Genomic DNA, 3,756 nt, shown 5'->3' on the forward strand with positions numbered 1-3,756 from the left:
ACGTTGAACCAGTTGAGCGATTTTGTTCGCGGCGATTCGCAATTGAATTTGGTAGCCGTCGGCGGCGACATCCGATTGGCAACACGGCTGATCGTCGACGACTGGCAACCCGGTGAATTGGCGGTCATGCCGACCAAGTCGCTGACCGAATTGACCGACACCGTGTTGAAGATGGGCGATGATGAAATCGTCAAACGATTCGATGCCTCGTTCATCGAAGCCGAAACGTTGGGACCGGCGCTGCTGGCGTATGCGATGTTGGCCAAGCAGTTCCGGCTGGAACACGTCTACGTCAGCGACACCAACCTGCGCGAGGGACTGCTCAAAGACATCGCGGTCGGCGGAAGCTGGACGGCTGAATTTCGCAACCAGATCGTGCGTTCGGCGCTGTCACTCGGACGGCGATTCCATTTCGACGAAATGCACGCCCGCAGCGTCGCCGAGTTAGCGCGAAAACTGTTCGATCAGCTTCGATCGGAGCATTTATTGGACAACCGCCATGAAGTGATCCTTCACGTCGCCGCGCTGCTGCACGAGATCGGCATGCAGATCAATGTCCGCAGCCACCACAAACACTCCCTGTACATCATCAAGTACAGCGAACTGTTCGGACTCTCCAGGAGCGAGTTGTTGCAGGTCGGGCTGATCGCACGATACTATCGCCGGGCGCCACCGCAACCGTCGCACACCGATTACATGTCGCTGGACCGCGAGACGCGGGTGATTGTCAACAAACTGGCGTCGATCCTTCGGCTGGCAACGGCGCTTGATGACACGCGGACCAGTCGCATTCGCGAGATCGAATGCCAGACCGATGGAAAACGCTTGATGATCCACGTCCCGGGCGTCCGGGACGTTTCGTTAGAACAGATCGCGATGAAACAACAAGCCGGTCTGTTCCGTGACGTGTTCGGCTTGTCGGTCGTGCTGCGAGCCGGTGAGACTTAAGCCTCAGGCTCCGCAGCCGCAGCTGCATGCACAGGTTTGCTGAACCGTCTTCATCACGGTGCAGGGGACCTGTTTTTCAACCGTGTAGGGAACCTTGACGGTGCAGGTGCGGGTTTCTTCGACGTTGACGGTTTCCGGCACGCAAGCGGTGACCATCTTGGTCTTCTTGCGATATTCCATCGTCTTGTAGGGATGCTTGATGGTCTTGGTTTCCGTCTTCGTGAAGTACTCCTTCACCTTGCGCGTTTTCTTGATCGGCACAGAGATGCAGACTTCACACGTGTAAGGTTCTTCGACACAGACTTCCTTCATCACCGTGACTTCCTTGGTGACTTCGACCGGGTTGGGGCACCAGACTTTCTTTTCGGTGCACTTGCATCCGCCGCAGGAATCGGTGGCCACCATTTGCACTTCCCAATGCCCCTGGTCTTCGATGCAGGTCTTGGTTTCGGTCACGGGCACGCACTCGGTTCGCTTGCGAATCTTCGTGACGGTGTCCTTGCCGGGGACCATGATCGTGTATTCTTGATCGACCCAGCGGAACTTGGGCGTTTTGACTTCGATGACCTGCTCGTCAACTTTGTCGACACACACCAGCGCGTTGTATTCGTAGGGAACTTGTTTCTCGACCGTGATTGTCTTGGGAACCAGCACGGTTTCGACGCGTTGTTCTTCGCGATAGCAGGTTTGCGTGACGGTCTTCATCACGGTGCAGGGCACCTGGACCGTTTTGGTGCAGACGCCGGACCCCTTGCATTTGGCACAATCGTCACAGGCGTTTGCGGTTCCGACCAGTAAGGCGGTTGCGGCGACCAGTCCGCCCCAGAATTTTGCGGCTAACATTTCGGTTGAACTCCCCCGAGTCTTCGATCTTGTGGTTTCATTGCCGCACCCGGATACGCTGGATTGTGCGGATTCGAAGTAAACCTAGGTCGATCGTGGGGGGAGTCAAATCAACAATGTTGACTTTTGGCAACATTGTTGCAAATGATCACAGCTCGCCGATTCCCAACAACAGATCGTCCAGGAAACGCTCTTCATCGTCGGTGTCGCCAAAGACGCTGTCAACGGCGGGGATCCATCCGGACGCCGCACTCGCCTCCCCTTCGCCACCGGTGTCGCTGTTCTTGGCCAGTTCGTTGATCACCATCAGGGCATCGGACGGTTCGATCGCTCCATTTCCGTTGACGTCCATGCTGCGGTTGGCCGCGCTCAACAATTGCTCGCCCGACGCGTCACTGTATTGCATCCGAGCGACGTGGTTGATGATGATCAATGCGTCTCGCGCGGAAACCAAACCGTCTTGATTGACGTCGGCGGGATCAAAATCCTGGTGGCGTGTCTTCGGCTGGGAATTGTTGGTGTTGGCGACCAACGACGGGATCTGGCTCAGTTCGGTCACCGCCAGCAACGGAGCCGGATTGGGGCGAACCGGAACGAAGGGCAACAAGAACGGGTTGTTGGGGTCGGCAAAGTTGACCGAGCCGGCGGGCAGAATCACTCCGCGTAGCCAGGTCAAGACATCCTTGACGCCACCGCCATCTTCAAACGCTTCGCAGCTGATAATGTTATCGACACCGAGCTGAACGCAGACGTCACCAGGGGTGAGACTGGTTTCGCTGCCCCCATTGAGCACCTCGCCGTCGGTGATCAACGGCGTGTCGCTGCCGAAGTCCTGGTCACTGATCAGCACATCGTTTCCGGCGCCACCGAACAGAAAATCGACACCCGGACCGCCGGTCAGCAAGTCTTGGTTGAATCCGCCATAAAGCGTGTCGCTGCCCTCGCCGCCGTTGAGCGTTCCCAGGGTCGGCGTTTGTGTCGAAATCTGGTCATCGCCGCCGTTTCCGTCGATGCGGACCAATTCGACGTTGGCGATTCCGAACGGTTCAAGCTGTGCGTCGCCGGATTGACCGACGGTGATCAAGTCCGCGTCGTTGCCGCCGATGACTTCGAATTTGTCGGTTCCGTTGCCACCGTCAAAGGTCAACAACTGGGCGGTCCCGGTGATTTCGATCGGAATGTCACTGGTGACGGTCAAGATGTCGTCTTGTGTGCCGGAGACGATATCGATCGACTCGATGCCCAGCGTTTCGAACACTTCGTTGCCCGTCGTGGCTCGGGGCGTGCCGGGAGTCGTGGTTGCCAAGACACCCTGCGAGGCCGCGGTGATGACGTACCGCAAGTCCAGCGACTCGGTGGCACTGCCGGCGAGCAGGTTGACGCGGTCGCCGGTGGCGATGCCCGGTACGCTGCCTTCGACCGGGAATCCACCGGCGTTGGTCACGCCTTGGGTCACCGAGTTCGTGCCCGCCGAGTTGGTTCCGCCGTCGAGGAACAATTGGCGGGTCGCTGCGACCGCGTCGTTGCCCAGCGGGTCGTTGTTGATTCGCCCCAGGTATCCGGCCGCGTCGGCACCGGACGCGTTAAGATTGATCGTGTCGTCGCCGGCGTCTCCGTTCAAGTCAACGATCGTGTTCAAAAAGACTTCGTTGACATTCAGCGTGTCGTCGCCATCTCCGGCCGCGACATTCACGACCGCGGATCCGGTGCGAGTCGGCGGGGCGGTTTCGAACAGCAAATCGACGCTGTCAATGTCGGCTCCCAAATTGACTTGCAACCCGGCCTGGTCACCGAGCGATGAGATGGAAACGGCATCGGAGCCCGCTTCGGTATCGATCACCGTGACGCTTGGGTCGTTCGGCGGAGCGACGCTCAAGCCGCCGGTCGAAGCGACGCTGACGACATCGGCGTTGTCGCCGGTCGCGATCTGGCTGATCGAACCCGCCCCGGTCGATGTGATCGTCA

3 protein-coding genes are annotated in these 3,756 nt (G+C 58.6%); 1 reads left to right on the plus strand and 2 read right to left on the minus strand.

Going from position 1 to position 3,756, the window contains the following annotated elements; all coding sequences use genetic code 11:
• Positions 1–948: exopolyphosphatase (locus ABX749_RS25510; protein WP_372898487.1), on the plus strand; the 948-nt coding region annotated here is incomplete at its 5' end.
• 3 nt (positions 949–951) lie between these two features.
• Here the strand turns inward: ABX749_RS25510 and ABX749_RS25515 are convergent.
• Both ABX749_RS25515 and ABX749_RS25520 read right to left on the minus strand, forming a co-directional pair.
• Entirely contained in the window at positions 952–1,791 is an 840-nt protein-coding gene (locus ABX749_RS25515) for a hypothetical protein (protein WP_145207111.1), read from the minus strand.
• A gap of 148 nt (positions 1,792–1,939) precedes the next feature.
• Positions 1,940–3,756: dockerin type I domain-containing protein (locus ABX749_RS25520; protein WP_372898488.1), on the minus strand; the 1,817-nt coding region annotated here is incomplete at its 5' end.

The organism is Stieleria sp., from assembly GCF_041595215.1.
Classification (GTDB): domain Bacteria; phylum Planctomycetota; class Planctomycetia; order Pirellulales; family Pirellulaceae; genus Stieleria; species Stieleria magnilauensis.

Coding starts and splice junctions, on each gene's coding strand:
- ABX749_RS25515 (WP_145207111.1), bottom strand. CDS start 1,791: ATGTTAGCCGCAAAATTCTGGGGCGGACTGGTCGCCGCAACCGCCTTA.